The sequence below is a fragment of the Pseudomonas sp. CFBP 13727 genome (assembly GCF_014841915.1).
GTDB lineage: Bacteria > Pseudomonadota > Gammaproteobacteria > Pseudomonadales > Pseudomonadaceae > Aquipseudomonas > Aquipseudomonas baltica.
In genome coordinates this window covers 19,989-39,542 of record NZ_JACYUT010000005.1, presented here as the reverse complement: position 1 = coordinate 39,542, position 19,554 = coordinate 19,989, and the positions used below count along the sequence as shown (strand labels likewise).

Annotated in this window: 18 protein-coding genes; 10 read left to right on the top strand and 8 right to left on the bottom strand. The window is 63.0% G+C overall.

Translation table 11 applies throughout. From position 1 onward, the window contains the following. Window positions 1-16 precede the first annotated feature (16 nt). The 3 genes from znuB to IFT76_RS15755 are packed head-to-tail and all read right to left on the bottom strand — an operon-like array spanning window position 17 to window position 2,044. Window positions 17-799: a zinc ABC transporter permease subunit ZnuB gene (znuB, locus tag IFT76_RS15765; RefSeq protein ID WP_122480093.1), complete on the bottom strand. Its 783-nt coding sequence runs from the start codon at window positions 797-799 to the stop codon at window positions 17-19. Next, window positions 792-1,562 (bottom strand): zinc ABC transporter ATP-binding protein ZnuC, encoded by a 771-nt coding sequence (gene znuC / locus IFT76_RS15760; protein ID WP_122480094.1) that lies wholly within the window; start codon window positions 1,560-1,562, stop codon window positions 792-794. Before znuC ends, znuB begins: the two co-directional genes overlap by 8 nt. Next, window positions 1,562-2,044, bottom strand: a complete 483-nt coding sequence (locus IFT76_RS15755) for a Fur family transcriptional regulator (RefSeq protein ID WP_122480095.1) — start codon at window positions 2,042-2,044, stop codon at window positions 1,562-1,564. The genes znuC and IFT76_RS15755 overlap by 1 nt, the downstream gene beginning before the upstream one ends. 57 nt (window positions 2,045-2,101) lie before the next feature. Here IFT76_RS15755 and IFT76_RS15750 point away from each other — a divergent pair, with 57 nt between their 5' ends. Continuing rightward, on the top strand, window positions 2,102-3,031 hold the full coding sequence (locus IFT76_RS15750) for a zinc ABC transporter substrate-binding protein (protein WP_446731107.1): 930 nt from the start codon (window positions 2,102-2,104) through the stop codon (window positions 3,029-3,031). A gap of 110 nt (window positions 3,032-3,141) precedes the next feature. Here IFT76_RS15750 and IFT76_RS15745 read toward each other — a convergent pair whose 3' ends face one another. Continuing rightward, on the bottom strand, window positions 3,142-4,092 hold the full coding sequence (locus IFT76_RS15745) for a homoserine kinase (RefSeq protein ID WP_185794585.1): 951 nt from the start codon (window positions 4,090-4,092) through the stop codon (window positions 3,142-3,144). A gap of 63 nt (window positions 4,093-4,155) precedes the next feature. Further along, window positions 4,156-4,443 carry a DUF2782 domain-containing protein gene (locus tag IFT76_RS15740; RefSeq protein ID WP_122480096.1) on the bottom strand — a complete coding sequence of 96 codons (288 nt, stop codon included), beginning with the start codon at window positions 4,441-4,443 and terminating at the stop codon, window positions 4,156-4,158. A gap of 89 nt (window positions 4,444-4,532) precedes the next feature. On the opposite strand from IFT76_RS15740, the gene polA reads away from it, so the two are divergent. After that, complete coding sequence (polA, locus tag IFT76_RS15735) at window positions 4,533-7,298, top strand: DNA polymerase I (RefSeq protein WP_192059220.1); 2,766 nt, start codon at window positions 4,533-4,535, stop codon at window positions 7,296-7,298. A gap of 415 nt (window positions 7,299-7,713) precedes the next feature. On the opposite strand, the gene yihA is transcribed toward polA, so the two are convergent. Beyond that, window positions 7,714-8,352, bottom strand: a complete 639-nt coding sequence (gene yihA / locus IFT76_RS15730; RefSeq protein ID WP_122480098.1) for a ribosome biogenesis GTP-binding protein YihA/YsxC — start codon at window positions 8,350-8,352, stop codon at window positions 7,714-7,716. A gap of 178 nt (window positions 8,353-8,530) precedes the next feature. Here yihA and IFT76_RS15725 point away from each other — a divergent pair, with 178 nt between their 5' ends. From IFT76_RS15725 to IFT76_RS15705, 5 genes are all read left to right on the top strand, one after another. Next, complete coding sequence (locus tag IFT76_RS15725) at window positions 8,531-9,136, top strand: c-type cytochrome (protein WP_192059218.1); 606 nt, start codon at window positions 8,531-8,533, stop codon at window positions 9,134-9,136. Between the two features lie 200 nt (window positions 9,137-9,336). Further along, window positions 9,337-9,972 carry a thiol:disulfide interchange protein DsbA/DsbL gene (locus IFT76_RS15720; RefSeq protein ID WP_192059215.1) on the top strand — a complete coding sequence of 212 codons (636 nt, stop codon included), beginning with the start codon at window positions 9,337-9,339 and terminating at the stop codon, window positions 9,970-9,972. An 83-nt stretch (window positions 9,973-10,055) separates the two neighbouring features. Continuing rightward, on the top strand, window positions 10,056-12,005 hold the full coding sequence (locus IFT76_RS15715; RefSeq protein ID WP_192059213.1) for a GGDEF domain-containing protein: 1,950 nt from the start codon (window positions 10,056-10,058) through the stop codon (window positions 12,003-12,005). A 130-nt stretch (window positions 12,006-12,135) separates the two neighbouring features. Then, complete coding sequence (locus IFT76_RS15710) at window positions 12,136-12,909, top strand: N-acetylmuramoyl-L-alanine amidase (RefSeq protein WP_192059211.1); 774 nt, start codon at window positions 12,136-12,138, stop codon at window positions 12,907-12,909. A gap of 88 nt (window positions 12,910-12,997) precedes the next feature. After that, window positions 12,998-14,617: an EAL domain-containing protein gene (locus IFT76_RS15705; RefSeq protein ID WP_192059209.1), complete on the top strand. Its 1,620-nt coding sequence runs from the start codon at window positions 12,998-13,000 to the stop codon at window positions 14,615-14,617. A gap of 26 nt (window positions 14,618-14,643) precedes the next feature. Here the strand turns inward: IFT76_RS15705 and IFT76_RS15700 are convergent, their stop codons facing one another. Then, on the bottom strand, window positions 14,644-16,431 hold the full coding sequence (locus IFT76_RS15700) for a KinB sensor domain-containing domain (protein ID WP_122480104.1): 1,788 nt from the start codon (window positions 16,429-16,431) through the stop codon (window positions 14,644-14,646). Further along, window positions 16,428-17,774, bottom strand: a complete 1,347-nt coding sequence (gene algB / locus IFT76_RS15695) for a sigma-54-dependent response regulator transcription factor AlgB (RefSeq protein WP_192059207.1) — start codon at window positions 17,772-17,774, stop codon at window positions 16,428-16,430. Before algB ends, IFT76_RS15700 begins: the two co-directional genes overlap by 4 nt. 210 nt (window positions 17,775-17,984) lie before the next feature. Here algB and IFT76_RS15690 point away from each other — a divergent pair, with 210 nt between their 5' ends. From IFT76_RS15690 to IFT76_RS15680, 3 genes are all read left to right on the top strand, one after another. Beyond that, window positions 17,985-18,860, top strand: coding sequence for a BON domain-containing protein (locus tag IFT76_RS15690; RefSeq protein ID WP_192059206.1), 876 nt, complete (start codon window positions 17,985-17,987; stop codon window positions 18,858-18,860). A 182-nt stretch (window positions 18,861-19,042) separates the two neighbouring features. After that, window positions 19,043-19,327 carry a hypothetical protein gene (locus tag IFT76_RS15685; RefSeq protein ID WP_192059204.1) on the top strand — a complete coding sequence of 95 codons (285 nt, stop codon included), beginning with the start codon at window positions 19,043-19,045 and terminating at the stop codon, window positions 19,325-19,327. Window positions 19,328-19,387: 60 nt separating this feature from the next. Beyond that, window positions 19,388-19,552, top strand: coding sequence for a DUF1328 domain-containing protein (locus IFT76_RS15680; protein WP_043191899.1), 165 nt, complete (start codon window positions 19,388-19,390; stop codon window positions 19,550-19,552). Window positions 19,553-19,554 lie beyond the last annotated feature (2 nt).

Genomic DNA, 19,554 nt, shown 5'->3' with positions numbered 1-19,554 from the left:
CGCGCCAGCCACTCCACTACCGCTTGGGCAACGCAAAACTCAGCAGAAACAACAGCGCCGCACTGACCACGATCGATGGCCCGGCCGGCGTGTCCTTGAACCACGAGAGCGCCAGCCCGGCACACACCGCGATCACCCCCAGCACACTGGCACCCAGCGCCATCTGCTCGGGGGAGCGCGCATGCCGCTGTGCGGCTGCCGCCGGGATGATCAGCAATGAGGTGATCAGCAACACCCCGACGATCTTCATCGCCACCGCGATCACCACCGCAATCAGCAGCATCAAGGCCATGCGCAGGCCCGCCACGGGCAGTCCTTCGATCCGTGCCAGCTCTTCGTGAACGGTGATTGCCAGCAACGGCCGCCACAGGGCGATCAACAGCGCGAGCACGGCCACACTGCCACCGATGATCCAATACAAATCGGTCGGACTGATCGCCAGCAGGTCACCAAACAGATAACCCATCAGGTCGATGCGCACGTCGTGCATGAAGCTCAGCACCACCAGACCCAGCGACAGGGTGCTGGGCGCGAGTATCCCCAACAGCGTGTCCGAGGCCAGCGGCTGGCGTTGCTGCAGGGTCACCAGCAGTATCGCCAGCAGCAGGCAGCCTACCGTGACCGCCAGTGCCGGGCTGATGTCGAGCACGAAGCCCAGGGCCACGCCCAGCAAGGCCGCGTGGGACAAGGTGTCGCCGAAATAGGCCATGCGCCGCCACACCACGAACGAGCCCAGCGGTCCCGCCACCACTGCCAGGGAAAGCCCCGCCAGCAAGGCATACAGTAAAAAATCAGCCATGCTTGCAGCTGTCTCCGTGTACATGAGTGTCACTGACCACGCTGCCGTGCAGGTCATGGGCATGGTCGTGATGGTGGTGATAGATGGCCAGGCTGGGAGCGTGGCTGCCGAACAGCTCGACGAACGCCGGATCACCGCTGACCTGCGCAGGGTGCCCGGAGCAGCAGACATGCCGGTTCAGGCAGACCACCTGGTCGGTGGTGCTCATGACCAGGTGCAAGTCGTGGGAAACCATCAGCACACCGCAGCCGTGGCGTTCGCGCAGGCGCGTGATCAGGGCATACAGTTCGGCCTGGCCGGCCACGTCGACGCCTTGCACCGGCTCGTCGAGCACCAGCAGTTCCGGCTCGCGCAACAGTGCCCGGGCCAGCAGCACCCGCTGCATCTCACCGCCGGACACCGTCTGGATCGGGCTGTCGATGGTCTGCGCGGCGCCTACTTCTTCCAGCGCCGCCAGAGCGCGGGCACGGTCCACACCCGGCACCAGGCGCAAAAAGCGCAGGACCGACAGCGGCAGGGTCGGATCCACGTGCAGCTTCTGCGGCATGTAGCCGATGCGCAGTCGCGGCTTGCGCCACACGCTGCCCGAATCGGGCTTGAGCAACCCGAGCACGGCACGCACCAGGGTGGTCTTGCCGGCGCCATTGGGGCCGATCAGCGTCACGATTTCGCCGGGCTGCACGCACAAGTGGATGTCATCGAGCACCCGCTGGCCGGCGAATGCCACCGTGACCTGGTCCAGGCGGATCAAGGCTTCGCTCATCACGCCCCCTGACAGGCCGCGCACAGGCCGACCACTTCCACGGTTTGCCCCTCGACGACGAAGCCGACACCCAGGGCGCTTTCGACGATGGCGTCGCTGATGGTCTTGTGCTCTAGCTCCACGGCCACGTGGCAGGCGCGGCAGATCAGGAACTGGCCCTGATGCGCATGCTCGGGATGGTTGCAGCCAATGAAGGCGTTGAGCGAGGCAATGCGGTGCACCAGGTTGTTGTCGAGCAGAAAATCCAGGGCGCGGTAGACCGTGGGGGGCGCTGCGCGGCGGCCGTCCTGTTCGCTGAGCACGGCGAGGATGTCGTAGGCACCCAGTGGCTTGTGGCTTTGCCAGACCAGTTCCAGCACGCGACGACGCAAGGCGGTCAGGCGCAGGCCTTGTTTCAGGCACAAGGCATCGGCTTCGCTCAGTGCGTGGTGCACGCAATGTGAGTGGTCGTGGGGACGGCTGGCCAGCGGTGTTTTGGACATGAGCGGCGACGAATTCTGATAGAGACGTTATTATGTTACCTGTTCTTGCCCCCGAGAGTGTTCATTGTGGTTCGTATTTTTGCTCTTTCCATCGGTTTGCTCGCCGCGTGCCTGACCGCCCTGCCGGCACAGGCGCAAGTGCGGGTATTGACCAGCATCAAGCCGGTGCAGCTGATTGCGGCCGCCGTGCAGGACGGTGTCGGCCAGCCCGAAGTGCTGCTGCCGCCCGGTGCCTCGCCGCACCATTACGCCCTGCGGCCATCGGACGTGCGGCGGGTGGCCGACGCCGATCTGCTGTACTGGATCGGCCCGGACATGGAAGGTTTTCTGCCGCGCGTGCTGCAGACTCGGCAGAAGCCGACGGTCTCGATCCAGACGCTGCCGGGCATGCACCTGCGGCATTTTGCCGAAGACAGCCACGGCCATGACGAGGAAGCATCGGACCACGATCACGACCATCGCCCGGGCACCCTGGACGCCCACCTGTGGCTCTCGACGGTCAATGCCCGGGTGATCGCCACGCGCATGGCCGCCGACCTGTCCGCTGCCGACCCTGCCAATGCGCCGCGCTACCAGGCCAACCTGACCGCCTTCACGCAACGCCTGCAGGCCTTGGACAAACGTCTGGCCGCTCGGGTGGCTGGCATTCAGGGCAAGCCCTACTTCGTCTTCCACGAGGCGTTCGATTATTTCGAGGAGGCCTACGGCCTCAAACATGCGGGTGTATTCGCCGTGGCCGCCGAAGTACAACCCGGCGCACAGCATGTTGCCGCGATGCGTCAGCGCCTGCAGGAAGTGGGCAAGACGTGCGTGTTCAGCGAGCCGCCGATGCGCCCCAAGCTGGCGCAGACCCTGACTGCCGGGCTGCCGGTGACCCTGGCCGAGCTGGACGCTCTGGGCGGCTTCGAAGAAGCCACCGCAACCGGCTACGAAACCCTGCTGGGCAATCTGGCCGACAACCTCGCCGGCTGCCTGGAAAAGCTCTGAAGCTCCTCCCACATGCCTGAACCCCTGCCCTGTGAGAGAAGGTTCAGGCTAGACGCAGGTTCCTGTGGGAGCGGGCTCTGCCCGCGAAGGCCGCCCCACGGTCTCAAGCCCTAAAAAGCAAACGGCAACGGCACCCCAACTTTCTGCCGCAGCGCCAACCGGTCCTGAAACTCCTTGGGATCATGGATCAACACATCCATCCCGGCAAACGACTGCGCCGCGATCAGGCGCGACAGCCAGAACCGCACGCACGCCACACGCAACATCAGTGGCCACAGCTGTGCCTCTGCCGCAGTGAATGGCCGCAGGGCTGCGTAGGCACCCAGCAATGCCCGCGCGCGTGGCGCATCGAGGGTACCGTGCTCATCCGAGCACCAGTCGTTCACGGTAATCGCCAGGTCATACAGCATCGGCCCGGAGCAGGCGTTGTAGAAGTCGATCACACCCGTCAGGTGGGTGCCCTCGAACATCACGTTGTCACGGAACAGGTCGCCGTGCAGGTTGGCCTGTGGCAGTGCCAGAATCTGTGCGTGATGCGCCTGGATCTCGGCCAGGGCCGGACGCAGCAACGCCGCGGCTGCAGTATCCAGGTCGGCGACCAGCTTCTCGCCCTCTTCTAGCATCCAGTCCAGGCCACGGTCGGTGCGGCGCACCAACGGTGCGTCGAGGGTGGCGGTGTGAATGTGCCCCAGCAACTCGCCCACCTGCACACAGTGCTGGTTGTTCGGCGCCTGCACATGGCGACCGTCGAGGCGCGGCTGCAGCAGGGCCGGCTTGCCTGCAAGCGTGCGCAGCGCCACGCCCTCGGTGGTGCGCAAGGCATAGGGCACCGACAGCCGAGCGTCGTGCAGTACATCGAGCAGTTCGATGAAGAACGGCAAATCCTGGGTCGGCCCGCGCTCGACCAGCGTCAGCACGTACTCACCCTGCTCCAGGCTGATGAAGAAGTTGCTGTTCTCGGTACCGGCGGCAATTCCCTGGAAGTCCCGCAGACGGCCAAGGCCATAGGGGGCCAGAAAGGTTTCGAGCTCGGCGCGGGTCAAGGGTGTAAACACAGACATGTCGTAGATTTGCCCATACTGGCGCCGCAAGGGCGGCGCCCGGTTGAATTGAAGGTTACAGCCTCACCACTCGAAGATTTTCCAGGCCGGGATCAGCATGTCCGGCTGGTCGGAGCGGATGAAATTGTCATCGGTGCCATCGGCACGCACCAGGAAATACGGCTTGCCGTGCTTCGGAGTGATCTTGATCGCATACAGGAAGCCGTTCTGGCGATACTCCTGGATGGTCTTGTCGCCGTCCTGGCGAATGGTCACGTCCGGATCGGCCGAAGGCGCGTCGTCCGCAGCCAGGGTCATCAGCGGGCTGGTCAGCAGCAGAGCCGCGAGCAACAGGTGTTTTACGTTACGCATGATAACCTTGTCCCTTTGTTGTCACAGTTCTCGTTGTCACAGCTCCGGGCATTCTAACGCCGGGCTCGCCGAAAAGGTTGATTCTGCTCATGAGCAAAGCTCCTCTCGTCCTGGTGGACGGTTCTTCCTATCTGTACCGGGCGTTCCACGCACTGCCGCCGCTGGCCACCTCCAAGGGCATGCCCACGGGTGCGGTGAAGGGCGTGCTGAACATGCTCAAGAGCCTGCGTCGGCAGTATCCGGACAGCCCGTTCGCGGTGGTCTTCGACGCCAAGGGCGGGACGTTCCGCGATGCCCTCTACGGCGACTACAAGGCCAACCGCCCGAGCATGCCCGACGACCTGCGGGTACAGGTCGAGCCACTGCACGCCTGCGTCCGGGCCCTGGGCTATCCATTGCTGTGCGTGGATAACGTCGAGGCTGACGACGTCATCGGCACCCTGGCCCGCAGCAGCGCGGCAGCCGATCGCCCGGTGGTCATTTCCACGGGTGACAAGGACATGGCGCAACTGGTCGACGGCCACATCACCCTGGTCAACACCATGACCGGCAGCGTGCTGGACATCGCCGGCGTCAAGGAGAAGTTCGGCGTCGGTCCCGAGCACATCATCGACTTCCTGGCCCTGATGGGTGACAAGGTCGACAACATCCCCGGCGTGCCGGGCGTGGGCGAAAAAACCGCTCAGGGCCTGCTGACCGGCATCGGCGGCGGCCTCAAGGAACTCTACGAGAACCTCGACAAGGTCCCGGCCCTGGCCATTCGCGGCGCCAAGGCGCTGCCCGCCAAGCTGGAAGAGCACCGGGCAATGGCTTTCCTCTCGTATGAACTGGCCACCATCAAGATCGACGTACCGCTGGACGTGGAAGTCGACCAACTGATGTGCAGCGAGCCGGATCGCGATGCACTGCTTGCCATCTACAGCGAGCTGGAGTTCCGCAGCTGGATCGAAGACGTCGAGCGTGAAGCCCGGCGCGCCGGCGAAGAACTGGCGCCGGCGCAGGAGCCGGTCGCGGCCATCGAAGTACGCTACGAAACGATTCTCGACCAGGCTCGCTTCGATGTCTGGCTGCAGAAGCTCGAACAGGCCAGCCTGTTCGCCTTCGACACCGAGACCACCGGCCTGGATGCCCAGCGCGCGCAGCTGGTAGGCATCTCCTTCGCGGTCGAACCCCACGAAGCCGCCTACATTCCGCTCACGCACTCCTACATGGGCGTGCCCGAACAGCTCGACCGCGATACCGTGCTGCTGGCGCTCAAGCCGCTGCTCGAGGATCCGCGCAAGCTCAAGGTCGGCCAGCACGCCAAGTACGACATCAACATCCTCGCCAACTGTGCCATCGGCGGCGTCCAGGACAACGGCATCGAGGTTCGGGGCGTGGCCTTCGACACCATGCTCGAATCCTACGTGCTCGACTCCACCGCCACTCGGCACGACATGGACAGCCTCGCCTTCAAGTACCTGAACCACACCACGATCAAGTTCGCCGACATCGCAGGCAAGGGCGCCAAGCAGCTGACCTTCGACCAGATCGCGCTGGAACAGGCCGGCCCCTACGCCGCCGAAGACGCCGACATCACCCTGCGCCTGCATCAACTGTTCCAGGCCAAGCTGGATGCAGTGCCCAGCCTGTTGCCCGTGCTGCAGGACATCGAAATGCCGCTGGTGCCGGTGCTGGCACGGATCGAGCGCCAGGGCGCGCTGGTCGATGCCAAGCTGCTGGGTATCCAGAGCGTGGAACTGGGTGAAAAGATGGTTGCCCTGGAGCGCGAAGCGTTCGAGATCGCCGGCGAGGAATTCAACCTGGGATCACCCAAGCAATTGGGGGTGATTCTCTACGAGAAACTCGGCTTGCCGATCATCTCCAAGACAGCCAAGGGCCAAGCCTCCACGGCCGAAGCGGTGCTCGCCGAACTGGCCGAGCAGGACTATCCGTTGCCCAAGGTGCTCATGCAGTACCGTTCCATGAGCAAGCTCAAGAGCACCTACACCGACCGCCTGCCCGAGCAGATCAACCCGCGCACCGGGCGCATCCACACGTCCTACCATCAAGCGGTCGCCGCCACTGGACGCCTGTCGTCCAGTGACCCGAACCTGCAGAACATCCCCATCCGCACGGCCGAGGGTCGGCGCATCCGTCAGGCTTTCATCGCGGCGCCCGGGTATCGCCTGCTGGCGGCCGACTACTCGCAGATCGAGCTGCGCATCATGGCCCACCTGGCCAAGGACGAAGGCTTGCTGCATGCCTTCCAGAACGATCTGGACGTGCACCGGGCCACGGCTGCGGAAGTGTTCGGGGTAGACCTGGCGCAGGTCACCACCGACCAGCGGCGCAGTGCCAAGGCGATCAACTTTGGCTTGATCTACGGCATGAGCGCGTTCGGCCTGGCCAAGCAGATCGGCGTCGACCGCAAGCAGTCGCAGGCCTATATCGACCGCTATTTCGCCCAGTATCCGGGCGTGCTCGAGTACATGGAGCGCACCCGCGCCCAGGCCGCCGAACAGGGCTTCGTCGAAACCCTGTTCGGGCGTCGCCTGTACGTGCCGGACATCAACGCCAAGAACCCCGCCCTGCGCCGCGGGGCCGAACGCACCGCGATCAACGCGCCGATGCAGGGTACGGCTGCCGATATCATCAAGCGCGCCATGGTTGCGGTGGACAACTGGCTGGCCGAAAGCGGGCTGGACGCACGCGTCATCCTGCAAGTGCACGATGAATTGGTGCTGGAAGTGCGCGAGGACCTGGTCGAGCAGATCGGCACCCAGATCCGCCCGTACATGAGCGGCGCCGCGCAACTCGACGTGCCCTTGCTGGTGGAAGTCGGCGTGGGTTCCAACTGGGACGAGGCGCACTGATTCGAAGCCGGGTTGACGGCTTCGCGGCCGCTGACCGCTCCTACGGACTTTTGCGCACTGGTTCGGCGCGGTGTTGCTGCTTCGCGGTCGCCGACCATGCCTACGGATGCTCATGCTTTCTGTAGGAGCGGTCAGCGGCCGCGAAGGGGCACACGCTGAATCCACGCCAGATGAGAAACCTGAACCCCACATGAAACCAACGACTTATCGCAAATAGTTTGCATCTGCCAAGGAACTCCCCCGGCCTGTCCCAGTCAGACGTTGGGATTGGCTAGTGAAGCCTTTCGATGCTCCTATGTTGTGTTAAGTGTTGGCAGATATCCGGACCCTCAGCGGTTCGGACCTTGAGCCCCAGACTTCCCCCTCCCCATACGAAGTCCGGGGTTTTTTTTGCCCGGATTTTCTCACTCCGGGCTCAGGCCTCGGCGGTGTTCTTGTCCGGCAGCTCCATCCAGCGTGCCAGCACCGTGTAGGCATCTTCCAGGCCAAGGCGCTTGGGCGCGGAGAACAGCTGGATGCTGACGGCGTCGCCCCACCCCTTGTGGATCTCGGCCTGAACCTTGAGCAGGGTATTCTTGGCTGCGCCGTAGGTCAGCTTGTCGGCCTTGGTCAGCAGAATGTGCATGGGCATGTGGCTGGCCACCGACCAGTCGAGCATCAACAGGTCGAAGTCGGTCATCGGATGGCGGATGTCCATCATCAGAATCAGCCCCTTGAGGCTTTCACGACTGCCCAGATACGCTTCCAGGTGGCGCTGCCAGTGCAGCTTGAGCGGGATCGGAACCTTGGCGTAGCCGTAGCCGGGCAAGTCGACCAGGCGCCGCTCCTCGTCCAGATTGAAGAAGTTGAGCAGCTGCGTGCGCCCTGGGGTTTTCGAGGTCCGTGCCAGGCTGGCGTGGGTCAGGGTGTTCAAGGCGCTGGACTTGCCGGCATTGGAGCGGCCAGCGAACGCGACCTCGAACCCTTCGTCATCGGGGCACTGCTCGACCTTGGCGGCGCTGAGCGAAAAGGTAGCCTGTTGGCACAGGCCCAGGATGGGGTTTTTGAGTTGCATGTGATTTCCGGTAGAGGCAGGGCCCGATGCAGCAGCCGCAAGAACGATGCAGCGAAGTATATAGGGCTGGACAATATGTGGGTGATTTTGCCGGCAATGGCCTGCGTGCGGGCATAATGCGCCCAGGCCGGCCGTACGGTGCGGCAGGTCGAGAACTTCACCTTGGTTGGATCAGTCGATGAGCGCAATGCGTGTGATGGGCCTGCTCTGCGCGCTGCTGGCCAGCAGCGCGGCAAGTGCTGCCGGCACGACGGGCGACAGCGCCCGAGGGCAGCCACTGACGACACTGTGCGCGGCGTGCCACGGCCCGAACGGTAACAGCCTGGTGCCGATCTTTCCGAAGCTGGCCGGCCAGGGCGAGCGCTACCTGAACGAGCAGTTGCTGGACATCCGCGAAAACCGTCGCGTGGTCCCGGAAATGGCCGGCACGCTGGCTGAGCTGAGCGACCAGGATCTGCTCGACATCGCCGCCTGGTACGCCGAGCAGACGCCCGCCCCCACGGAAGTCGACGCCGGCTTGGCGCAGCGTGGGCAGGACCTCTACCGCAGTGGCGACCCGGCGCTGGGTGTACCTGCCTGCAGCGGCTGCCACGCTCCCGAGGGTGCCGGTACCGCACTGGCCGGCTTTCCACAGCTGCGGGGTCAGCATGCACCGTACCTGATCAAGCGGCTGACCGCTTTTCGCCAAGAGGGCGATGTTGCCGCGATCATGCACGACATTGCGGGCAGGCTCAGCGATGACGATATTGCAGCCCTGGCCACTTATATTCAGGCCCTGCGCTGAACACGTTCAAGCTTTGGCCAGGTGCGGGCCTTCGCGGGCGGCTTACGCCTGGTTACATCTATTGGGCCATGAAAATAGCGCAAAGGCCCTCCTCGTCCACCCTTTTTTGACATCACTGCCGTTACACTAGCCACCTCGATCAGGCAGGTCCGGTGCTGGCACCGATCCGTCCCTTGTATGAAACTGCTCAGGAGTCACGCATGCGTAATCTGATTTTCGGCGCCTTCCTCGTTGTCGCCAGTGCCATGGGCGTGACCGCCCAGGCGGCGGATGTGCCGCTGGAAGCCGGCAAGACCTACGTTCAACTGAACAGCCCGGTAGCCGTCGCCGAGCCCGGCAAGATCGAAGTCGTCGAGATGTTCTGGTACGGCTGCCCGCATTGCTACGCGTTCGAGCCGACCATCAACCCTTGGGTCGAGAAGCTCCCGGCCGACGTCAATTTCGTCCGTATTCCAGCCATGTTCGGCGGCCCGTGGGATGCCCATGGCCAGCTGTTCCTGACCCTGGAAGCCATGGGTGTGGAGCACAAGGTCCACAACGCCGTATTCAATGCCATCCAGAAGGAACACAAGCCGCTGATCAAACCCGAGGACATGGCCGAATTCGTCGCCACCCAGGGCGTGGACAAGGAAAAATTCCTGCAGACCTTCAACTCTTTCGCCATCAAGGGCCAGATCGCCAAGGCCAAGGAGCTGGCCAAGAAGTATGAAATCTCCGGCGTGCCGACCATGATCGTCAACGGCAAGTACCGCTTTGACCTGGGCACCGCCGGCGGTCCCGAGCAGACCCTGAGCGTGGCTGACCAGCTGATTGCCAAGGAACGTGCCGCCAAGTAAGCGGCATCACCCGCGATACGACGTTTTCGCAGCGCACCCATCGCGGGTGGGTGTGAGCTGCAGGTCAACGAGCAATCCTTGTCATGAGTGACGACAGCCAGCGCTGGAAAGAGAAATACCTGCAAAGCATTGACCAGCAGGAAAAGCTCGAGCGGCGCTGGAACGCCCGTCTCGACCTGCTGCGTCGAGGCTTGGTGCGCAGCAGCCTTGCGGCCGAAGGCAGCGACCGGGCGGTGGATGTCTGCATGAAGGAGATGCGCGAGGTGCTGCGTGGCGACGACATGGACGCTCGGCTGGCGGCGCTGATTCCGCGTCTGGAAATTGCCGTGCTGGAGTCCGAGAAGCGCCGACAGTCCCGGGTGCAGCAGATAGGCACCGCGCTGGGGGCTCTGGTTACGCAACTGCAGTCGCTGCCGCTGCCGCGCGATGTCAGCAAACCTTTGAAAAAGCTCGCCCAGGGCCTTGAAGAGCGGGCTGGACAGGCGCGCGAGATGCCCTTGCTGCTCAGTGAGCTCAGTGGTTTGCAGGAGCAGGCGCTCAATACCCTCGACCGACCCTTGCGCGCGCAGCGGGCGGGCCTGCTGCAGCGCTTGTTCGGCAGCCCCGATCCGGCCGACGCCAGCCCTGTGCAGTCCATGCCCGTGCCCGCAGCGCAGGATGCACCGGCAATGGCCGGCTCGACGCCTGATCCTGTCACTGCGGAATCTGACACTGCAGTGTCCGACGCTCACGCGGCCCCCGTAGCCATTGCAGACGAGCCGGCGCCGCAGTCTGCCCCGCTCGCTGTTGCCTTGGCAGTGGCCGACCTGCGCCTGCCAGCGAGCAATACTGCCAGTGAAGCACCCGCGCTTGGCGCTGCAGACCCCGTGGCATCGCCCTTGGTCGAGCAGCCCACCGAGAAGCCCGCTGAACAGCTGCAGGTGCTCGACAGCGGCCTGACCGATGAACAGGCTTTCTATGCCTTGCCGGCCAGCCTTGAACCGCCGTACAGCAGCGTTGCCAGCCATATCGAAACCACCCTGCTCGAGCTGCTCAGTGAGTTGACCTTGCCCGAGCGCTACATGGCCCAGGCCCAGGCCATGCACGCGCGCATCCAGCGCGGGCTGAACTGGTACGAGCTGCTGCCGGTGCTCGATGAGCTCGCCGTATTGATGCTGGCCGTCAACGACGGCAGTCAGCAGGAGTTCGAACGCTACCTGCAACAGCTCAACCAGCGCCTGGAGAATTTCCAGCGTCAGTTGCAGCTGACCCATGGCGACCATGCCGACTCGCGCAACGCCGCCCTGGCATTGGACGACGTGCTGCGTGAACACGTCGACGGGTTGCAGACGAGCATGCGTGGCGCTGTCGATATCGACGGCCTCAAGCAGGTGCTGGAAAGCCGGCTCGAGGGCTTGCTGGCCAGCATGGAGCAGCACCGCCTGCAGCGCGAGGCACGCGAACAGGAAATCACCGCGCGCCTGCAGGGCTTGGGCGAGCGTGTGACGAGCATGGAACGCGAGGCCCTCGACTACCGCGACAAGCTCGAGCAGCAGCGCAACAAGGCCTTGCTCGATCCGCTCACCGGCCTGCCTAACCGAGCTGCCTGGAGCGAGCGACTGGTCCTGGAGCATGTCCGCTCGCAGCAGACCGGCAATGGCCTGCTGCTGGCCATACTTGACCTCGATCACTTCAAGTCGATCAACGACACCTTTGGTCATCAGGCCGGCGACAAGGTCTTGAAGATCATCGCCAACGTGCTGCGCAAAGGCTTGCGCGGTGACGATTTCATCGCCCGCTTCGGTGGCGAAGAGTTCGCCCTGCTGATGCCGGGCAGCGATCTGGGCGGCGGCAGCCGTCTGCTCGAACGCCTGCGTGCTGCCGTCGAACAATGCCCTTTTCATTTCAAGGGCGAGCGCGTGAGCGTGACGATGTCGGCTGGCGTAGCGGTGTTCAAACCCGGTGAGAATGCCAGTCAGGTGCTCAAGCGCGCGGATCAGGCGCTCTACCGCGCCAAGGAAGCGGGACGCAACCAGATCGAACCGGCTCCCTGAGGATCCCGCGCATCCCGCCGCGGACGCGCGCGCAACATTCGGCAACGCGACGTAACGCATGCCCGCTGAATCCAGACAACCGGCTACGCTATGCTGATGCCCTGTTCCCGAACCTGCATGTGATCTCCCTATGAAGTTGCTCCTTGTCGCCCTCTCCCTGCTGGTACTGGCCGGTTGCTCCAACGGCTTGAGCATCGATCGCAGTCACCCGTCCGCGAACCATGACAACCGCGTGCAGTTCGTGGTGCTGCACTACACCTCGGCCGATCTGCCGCGTTCGCTGCAATTGCTCACTCATGGTGAAGTCAGCAGCCACTACCTGATCGGCGACCAGCCGGCCACCGTCTACCAGTTGGTGGACGAGAGCCGCCGTGCCTGGCATGCCGGCGAAAGCCAATGGGACGGCCGCACCTGGCTCAACTCCAGCTCCATCGGCATCGAAATCGTCAACCCCGGCTACAAGGACACCCCGAACGGCCGGGTCTGGTACCCCTACAGCGAAGCGCAGATCCAGGCCGTGATCGCCCTGCTCAAGGATATCGTCCAGCGCAACGGCATCGCGCCGCGCAACATCATCGGCCACAGCGACATCGCGCCGCTGCGCAAGACCGATCCGGGGCCGATGTTTCCCTGGCAACGCCTGGCCGAACACGGTCTGGGCATGTGGCCCGACGCGAAGGCCGTGGCACGCTACCAGGCGCGCTTCCAGGTCAGCCCGCCGAGTATCGCCTGGTATCAGCAGCAGTTGGCCCGAGTGGGTTACGAGGTGGTCCAGAGCGGCGAGCTGGACGTCGCCACGCGACACGTGATTGCAGCCTTCCAGATGCACTTTCGTCCGCAACGCTTCGACGGCGAGCCCGATGCACAAAGCGCCGCAATCCTGCAGGCGCTCATCAGCAGGTAACAACCGATTTCACGTCGATATGCTCGAAAGCGCGGGCCAATCGCCATCTGGTTGCTATACATTGATGCCCCCGACTGGATGATCCTCGATGGCCGCCGTTTTCCCGCAGCTCCGCAGTCTTCTGTACCGCCCCTGGGCGCTGGCAACGCTTGCCGCCCTGGCCAGCGCGCTGCTGCTGTTCGCGGCCAGTTTCGCGCTGATCATGCACCAGGTTCAGCTCAACGAACGGCAGCAGATGAATGCCAGCGGCGAACGCTTCCTGATCCGCCTGGAGCAGGTGTTCGGTCAGCTGCGCGAGGGGGTCGATGCGTTGCAGGCTCAACCTGTGCGCCATTGCGGCCCGCAGATGATGGATGCCCTGGAAAAGATCGGCTTCGACAACCGCTTCGTCTTCGAAGCCGCGTTCATCGACGGCGCCCAGCGCTGCTCCAACCGCCGCGGCAGGGACGTCGCCAGCCTGGGTCGACCGCCGGACATCCAGGGTTCTACCTACAGTTACTGGCTCAACACCACCACTCAGCGCAATGACAACTGGGCCGCGCTGATGCTTGGCCGCGGGCCGTTCCGGGTTTCGACCTCGCGGGGGCATCTGAGCGACGTGGTCGACCTGCCCGCCGGTGGCAGCCTGTTGGTGGTGCTCGACCAGGGGCGCCGGGCGATCCCGGTGCTGGGTTCAGAGCAGCCATGGCCGCCGGTATCGGGTTGGCGTGCCGATGCGGTCGATGCCCTGCAGGTCACTTCGGACCGGTTGATCTACCGCATGTCGACCAAGTCCCCGGACTTCCAGTTGGTGCTGATCGCTCCGCGCAGCAAGGAACTGCCCATATTCGATACCCCGCTGTGGCTGCTGTTTCCTGTCAGCCTGGTGGTGGCCCTGTGCATCGGCTGGCTGGTTCTGCAACTGATCACCCAGCGCCGCTCGATGGGCGGCGAGCTGCACGGTGCGTTGCGTCGGGGCGAACTGCAGGTGCTCTACCAGCCGATCTTCGACCTGAGCAATCGTCGCTGCGTCGGTGCCGAGGCCTTGGTGCGCTGGCGTCGCCCCGACGGTACGCTCACCAGCCCGGAGCTGTTCATTCCGCTGGCGGAACACAGCGGCCAGATCCGCCAGATCACCGACTTCGTCCTGCAGCAGTCGCTCGAGCAGCTCAGCCACCTCTTGCGAGCCAACCCGCATTTGTACATTTCAGTGAATCTGGCGGCGTGCGATGTCACCGTGCCGCGCATCGGCGAGGTGGTGGCCCGGCTGCTCTCCATCTACCGCGTGGCGCCCGAGCAGATCGCCTTCGAGGTGACCGAACGTTCCCTGATCGACGTCGACGTGGCGCGGGAAAACCTTCAGGCCCTTCGCGACGTGGGCCATACGGTATTGATCGATGATTTCGGCACCGGTTACTGCAGCCTGGCATACCTGCAAAGCCTGCCTGTGGACTGCCTCAAGATCGACAAGGCGTTCATCGATGCCCTGGGCGATGACGTCGAAAGCAGTGGCGTGGCGCCCCATATCATTCGCATGGCTCATGCTCTGGATCTGCGGGTGATCGCCGAAGGCATCGAGCACGAGGCGCAAGCGCTGCTGCTCGAAAGCGAGGGCGTCGACTACGGTCAGGGTTGGTTGTTCGCGCAGGCACTGAATGCGCGACAGTTCAAGGAACTGATCACCAAGGGCCGGCGCCGCGCTGGTCGGCGCGCCGGCGACGAGGCCTGAGGGCGCAAGGCACCCAGGCCATCGCGCTAGATCGACAGGGTCATATAGAACTGGGTGCCCTGGCCGGGTCTTGAGTAGACCCCCATGCGGCCACCGTGCAACTGCACGATCTCCTTGCACAGCGCCAGGCCCAGTCCGGCACCGCCCTTCTTGCGCCCGACCTGTACGAAAGGCTCGAAAATACGCCCCTGCTGGCCGTAGGCGATGCCTTCGCCGTTGTCCTCGACGCTGATGATCACGCGCTCGGCATGGCGGCGTGCCTGCAAGCGGATATGGCCATTTTCCGCTGTGTGCCGCAGGGCGTTTTCCAGCAAGTTGTCCAGCACCCGATCCAGTTGCCCTGCGTCCACGTGCAGGCGTGGCAGCCCTTCGGCCAACTCGATGGTCAGCTGGATACCCAGCTCATGGGCGCGGCTGGCGAAGCGCTCGTAGGCGCGCTGCAACAGGTCATCCAGCGCACACGGCGCCAGCACCAGCTTCTGCAGGCCGTTCTGGTAACGCGAAAAGTTGAGCAGGTCGTTGATCAGTTGCATCAAACGCTGCATTTCTTCGTTGACCGTCATGAGCAGATCGGCCTCGCGACTCTGCTCTGGGAAATGCACGCGCTCCTGCAGCAGCCCAAAGGCCATGTGCATGCCCGTTACCGGCGTGCGCAACTCGTGGGAGGCGCGCAGGACGAATTCGCTGCGTACGCGTGCGAATGCGCGCTGCTCGGTTACATCGTGCAGCACCATGACCGCGCCGAGGATATTGCCTTGGGTATGGGTCACCGGCGTCAGGCTGTACGAAAGCAGACGCGCTTCACCATCGACTTCGAAGCTCAGGTCGTCCAGCGCACGCTCCAGGCTGCCACCGCGCAGGATCAAATTCAGTTGTTCGTCCAGATCGGGCCTGCCAAGCGCTTCGCCCAGCCCCAGGCCCAGGCGGTGGTCTTCCCAGCCCAGCTGACGCTGCGCAACCGGGTTCAAATGCTCCAGCTGGCCTTGTCGATCAATCATCAGCAGGCCGTCGTCGATGCTGTCCAGCACCGCTTGCAGGCGCTGTTGCCCAGCGCGAAGCTCATCGACATTGGTGGCCTGATGCTGACGCAGCGCGTGGGCCATGGTGGCGAAGCGGCTGGCCAGCCGATTCAGTTCTGCTGCCGGTGAAACGGGTAGCTGCACATCGAAATTGCCTTGGCTGATGTCGTCCGCCGCCTTGGCCAAGGCCTCGATGGGCCCGCCGAAACGGCGCGCGATACCGTGTGCGGTAAAAAAGCCGACGATCAGCACCGCCAGGCCCACCAGGCCGAGCAAACCCGATACCCACATCGCCCGTTGGTGGGACTCGTGCTCCAGCGCGGCGATACTTTGCAGGGTGTTCTTGTACGAATCGATCAGGCTCGTGCGCAGGGTATTGAATGCCTGGCTCAGCGGCGGGTTATGGCTCAACGGCAGGTGTTGCGTGGCCGTGGCCCGGTATTGCTCGACAAAGGCCTGGAAGTTTTCGGCGGACTGGAGAAATCCGTAGTGAGCATTGTGGCTTTGCTCATGGGCGATGCCTTCATCGAGCAGCGCTTTGAATTGCTCCTGTGACTGGCCGATGCCCGCGACGTCCGGATCGGGCTCCAGCATCATGACCAATTGATCGCCCAGGCTCTGGCGCATCTTGAGCCCCAGGTCCAGCGTGGTGAAGTGGCTGCGCAGCATGCTTTCCTGCGAAGCAGCCATCTGCATCACGCTGACCAGACCCAACACCAGCCCCAGCAACGCGACTGTAATCAGCGCCGAGATGCTGAGAAACAGCCGGGTGTGCAGCTTCATGGCCAGTTTCATAGGTTGTACTGTTTGCGTTTGCGATAAAGCGTCGAGGCATCGATACCCAGGGTTTTGGCGGCCTGATCCAAGGTATCACTGGTGGCCAGGACGGCACCGATGTGGGCCTTTTCCAGTTCGTCCAGGCTCAGCGCCGCGCCGATGCGCGGTGCATTGTTGACGGGCTGCTCGGCCATGCCCAGATGGCTGACCTCGACGCGCTCCTGAGGGCAGATGATGCTCGCCCGTTCGATCACGTTGCGCAGCTCGCGGATATTTCCCGGCCAGCGATAGTTGAGCAGCGCCGCCCGTGCCTCCTCGCTGAAGCCTCTTGCTGGCCGCGCGTACTCCTTGACGAAGCGCGCGAGAAAACGATCGGCCAGGGTCAGGATATCCTCGCTGCGCTCGCGCAGCGGCGGCAGGTGCAGGGTGATCACGTTCAGGCGGTACAGCAGATCCTCGCGAAAACGGCCCTCGCGAACCATGTCCTCGAGGTTGAGGTTGGTCGCCGCCAGGATGCGCACATCGGCGCGCCGCGTCACGGGGTCACCTACCCGCTCGTATTCCTTGTCCTGAATGAAACGCAGCAACTTGGGCTGCAAGGTCAAGGGAAAATCGCCGATCTCGTCGAGAAACAGAGTCCCGCCATCGGCCTGGTTGACGCGACCCAAAGTGCTTTCACTGGCACCGGTGAAAGCACCGCGACTGTGGCCGAAGAGTTCGCTTTCCATCAACTCGGCAGTCAGCGACGGGCAGTTGATGGTTACGCAGCTTTTCTTGGCGCGCTTGCTCCAGCCATGAATGGCGCGTGCCAGCTCGCCCTTGCCGGTACCCGATTCGCCAAGAATGAGGATGTTGGCATCGGTCACCGCCACCTGGCGCGCGGTTTCCAGCACGACCATCATGGCGGGGCTGTGTGAATCAAGGCCGTCCTTGGGCTTGCGCACCTCGCCTTCGAGCGCTTCGAGCCGAGCCGACAATTGACGTACTTCCAATTGCTTGGCGGTCGCCAGGCGCAACTGATCGGGGCTGCAGGGCTTGACCAGATAGTCGGCGGCGCCGGCCTGAATTGCATCGACGGCGGTATCCACCGCCGAGTGCGCGGTGACGATCACCACACGCATCCATGGTGCCTGCACACGCATCTGTGCCAGTACATCCAGGCCGTTGTCCTCGCCCAGGCGCAGGTCGAGGAAGCACAGGTCGAACACCTGCCGCTGCATCAAGGTGTCTGCCTGATTCGCGCTGTTGGCCGTCGCCACGCTGTAGCCTTCGTCTTCCAGGCAATAGCGGAAGGTACGCAGGATGGCGGACTCATCGTCCACCAGCAGAATGCGGCCTTTATGCTCCGTGCCAGATTCCATGTTCCTACGCTCCTCAGAGAAAATTCTTGGTTAGTCCCGGACAAATCGGGCAGGTTGCATGGTCGATTCTGATTGATTCGGCAGGCTGCATGGTAGCTATTAGCTGATTACATTTCTAACTGTATGAAATATCTGAGCTTTCAGTAAGTAAAAAGTTTGGCATATGCCTTGCGATATCAACCGATCGTCTTCAATGGGAGGAGAGTAGGAATGCGCGGTATCAAGCGACTCACGTTGGCAAGCGTCATCGCAGGTCTGGTAGGCCTGTCGACATTGGTCTCGGCAGCCACCCCTGCCAATCTCGAGAAACACGATGGTGAATCATCCAGCCTCGAGAGCAGGCTGCAGGCAGCACGCCAGGAGGGCTCCATCTGGACGGCGCTGGCTTTGAATCGACAGCTCAACGGCTTCGAGTTCGGCGTGCAGGTCCGTGAGGGCACCGCTACGTTGACCGGCGCTGTGGAAGACCAGGTCGACCGCGAGCTTGCCGAGCAGGTAGCCCTCAATACCCAAGGCATCGACAAGGTCGATAACCGCCTGACCCTCAATCCGGAACTGGTTGAGCACGTCAATCAGCGTCAGCAATTCGCCCAGCATCTGGAAGACGCCACGCTCACGGCAATCGTCAAGTCCAAGTTGCTGTGGAACACCAGTACCCAGGCACTGGATATCGTCGTCACCACCAGCGACGGTGTCGTGACGCTCAAGGGCCAGGCGCAGACTGCCGATGCCAAGCAACTGGCTGGCAGCCTGGCGACCAATACCGATGGCGTCTATCAGGTGAACAACCTGATCAGCCTGGGTGCAGCGGATACGGCGACGACGCGGGCCGAGACCAAGGCCAAGAAGACCGAAGAAGCCTTGAGCGATACTTGGGTGACCAGCAAGATCAAGGCGAGCCTTTTGCTCAATCGCGATCTGGACGGGCTGAGCATCGATGTCGAGACGCGCACGGGCATGGTAGCGCTCAAAGGTGACGTCGCCAGTTCCGAGCAGAAAACCCTGGCGGTCGAGGTGGCACGCAACATCCGCGGTGTCCGTGGCGTGGATGCCGATCTGTTGAAAGTGTCCAAGCCAATACTGTGATCGTGCAAATCGCCCGAGCCCAGGCGCGTTATCGTGCAGGTTGCTATTGAGTATTGAACGTCTATTAATGCAACCTACTGATTTTAAAGAGTTTAATCGGAGATAAGAGGTTGGCATGCAGGCTGCAATACTTGTTTCAAGAACACGTATTCAGTCGTTATCCCAGTGCAAGGAGTTTCCGGATGAACCGTCCTCAAGCAGCTCAAGCGTCCGCCCTGTCCCAATCGATGCGCCAAGCATTGTTTCTGGTTCTGGCGACGCTGGTGACCCTGCTGGCGGTGCAGCTGTATGCAGGCTGGGCATCTGCCCAGCAGCAGGAACTTCTTTTGCCACCTCAGGAGCGTCTGGTCGACACCGCGCACCTCAATCCAGCCAGTGCGCATTGGGTCGGGCGTCAGCAATCTGGAAACATTGAACGCGTACAAGCGAACGAGCCGGTTGAACACATTCGCAGTTGGGTGTTCTGAGGTACTGGCAACGCATCTGATCAACCGATAAAACACGACAAATCGTAAAGGAGATACACCATGCTGAGTTGGGCAGTCACATTCCTGATCATCGCCATCATCGCCGCCGTCCTGGGCTTCGGTGGTATCGCCGGCACCGCAGCAGGCATCGCCAAGATCCTGTTCGTAGTATTCCTGGTGCTGTTCGTCGTCTCGTTCATCTTTGGCCGTCGCGGTCGAGGCTGACC

Coding starts and splice junctions, on each gene's coding strand:
- IFT76_RS15740 (WP_122480096.1), bottom strand. CDS start 4,443: ATGCGTAACGTAAAACACCTGTTGCTCGCGGCTCTGCTGCTGACCAGC.
- IFT76_RS15725 (WP_192059218.1), top strand. CDS start 8,531: ATGAGCGCAATGCGTGTGATGGGCCTGCTCTGCGCGCTGCTGGCCAGC.
- IFT76_RS15700 (WP_122480104.1), bottom strand. CDS start 16,431: ATGAAACTGGCCATGAAGCTGCACACCCGGCTGTTTCTCAGCATCTCG.
- IFT76_RS15710 (WP_192059211.1), top strand. CDS start 12,136: ATGAAGTTGCTCCTTGTCGCCCTCTCCCTGCTGGTACTGGCCGGTTGC.
- IFT76_RS15715 (WP_192059213.1), top strand. CDS start 10,056: ATGAGTGACGACAGCCAGCGCTGGAAAGAGAAATACCTGCAAAGCATT.
- IFT76_RS15705 (WP_192059209.1), top strand. CDS start 12,998: ATGGCCGCCGTTTTCCCGCAGCTCCGCAGTCTTCTGTACCGCCCCTGG.
- algB (WP_192059207.1), bottom strand. CDS start 17,774: ATGGAATCTGGCACGGAGCATAAAGGCCGCATTCTGCTGGTGGACGAT.
- IFT76_RS15685 (WP_192059204.1), top strand. CDS start 19,043: ATGAACCGTCCTCAAGCAGCTCAAGCGTCCGCCCTGTCCCAATCGATG.
- polA (WP_192059220.1), top strand. CDS start 4,533: ATGAGCAAAGCTCCTCTCGTCCTGGTGGACGGTTCTTCCTATCTGTAC.
- znuC (WP_122480094.1), bottom strand. CDS start 1,562: ATGAGCGAAGCCTTGATCCGCCTGGACCAGGTCACGGTGGCATTCGCC.
- IFT76_RS15720 (WP_192059215.1), top strand. CDS start 9,337: ATGCGTAATCTGATTTTCGGCGCCTTCCTCGTTGTCGCCAGTGCCATG.
- yihA (WP_122480098.1), bottom strand. CDS start 8,352: ATGCAACTCAAAAACCCCATCCTGGGCCTGTGCCAACAGGCTACCTTT.
- IFT76_RS15745 (WP_185794585.1), bottom strand. CDS start 4,092: ATGTCTGTGTTTACACCCTTGACCCGCGCCGAGCTCGAAACCTTTCTG.
- IFT76_RS15690 (WP_192059206.1), top strand. CDS start 17,985: ATGCGCGGTATCAAGCGACTCACGTTGGCAAGCGTCATCGCAGGTCTG.
- IFT76_RS15755 (WP_122480095.1), bottom strand. CDS start 2,044: ATGTCCAAAACACCGCTGGCCAGCCGTCCCCACGACCACTCACATTGC.
- znuB (WP_122480093.1), bottom strand. CDS start 799: ATGGCTGATTTTTTACTGTATGCCTTGCTGGCGGGGCTTTCCCTGGCA.
- IFT76_RS15680 (WP_043191899.1), top strand. CDS start 19,388: ATGCTGAGTTGGGCAGTCACATTCCTGATCATCGCCATCATCGCCGCC.